Source organism: Catenulispora yoronensis (genome assembly GCF_039531695.1).
GTDB classification, from domain to species: Bacteria; Actinomycetota; Actinomycetes; order Streptomycetales; family Catenulisporaceae; genus Catenulispora; species Catenulispora yoronensis.
The window spans coordinates 1-735 of record NZ_BAAAQN010000162.1 but is presented as its reverse complement, the minus strand read 5'-3'; the positions used below and the strand labels follow the sequence as shown (position 1 = coordinate 735).

At 55.1% G+C, this 735-nt stretch carries 1 protein-coding gene and 2 pseudogenes; 1 reads left to right on the top strand and 2 read right to left on the bottom strand.

The features are described from left to right. Together ABD481_RS46555 and ABD481_RS46550 are read right to left on the bottom strand one after the other, a co-directional pair. The coding region (locus ABD481_RS46555; protein WP_344672329.1) for a YbaK/EbsC family protein at nt 1–291 on the bottom strand (291 nt) is incomplete at its 3' end. Nucleotides 292–386: 95 nt separating this feature from the next. Beyond that, nucleotides 387–543 (bottom strand): annotated as a pseudogene (locus tag ABD481_RS46550) (hypothetical protein). Here ABD481_RS46550 and ABD481_RS46545 point away from each other — a divergent pair. Further along, nucleotides 538–735, top strand: a pseudogene (locus ABD481_RS46545) (glycosyltransferase family 9 protein); the annotation flags it as partial. The pseudogenes ABD481_RS46550 and ABD481_RS46545 overlap by 6 nt on opposite strands.

The following is a 735-nucleotide window of genomic DNA, read 5'->3' as shown; positions in this document are numbered from 1 at the left end:
CTCCGCCGGGCTGGCCAGCGAGGCTTTGCTGCCGCCGATATGCCGGGCCAGGCTGGCGAGGTCGGCCTGCCGATCGGCGGCGAGGATCGCCAGCACATGCTGGTTGACGCCGTTTCCTTTCACTTTACAGACTAACGCTTTCGCGCCCTGGCCAAGCGCGGTGCCGCGGATTGCCGAGACGGCTTCGCACTGACCGACCGCCTCGTGCGCCATCACCCGGTAGCGGGCCCGGTGCTCGTCGAGCAGCGCGCACAGCCGTTGGTGGATATTACCTTCTACTGCTTCAAGCATAGCGTCCTCCTGACATCATAAAGCAGCCAGCTTAGCGCTGTTGCGCCGGCCTGCCAACGGTGGGCCGGGAAATTCACCATTCGCTCATTATTACTTCACAGTGCTGTGGTGCAATCCCGCAGGCGCAGATGAGTTTTGTAAATAAAAAAAAGAATGATTTTCATTTTCAATCGAACTTTTTTTATTTCGCTCAGTCTCTATCGGACGACACAGAATATTAATAATTGCGGTAATGAGGTTAGGATGATGCACGATGCAACCATGCAGGGTTCCCCAGGAAAGAAATTTAATAAAATAAGGGAGCTCAACAGACGGCGGAATTACTTTACTAAGAAAGTACGTAATGCCCTGCGGGTGGGGGTGGCGAAAGCGCTCTGGGATCCCCGACGCCGTCAGCCGGTAGATTTGTCGTCTGCGAAAACCGTCCTGTTGATGCGCAATGAG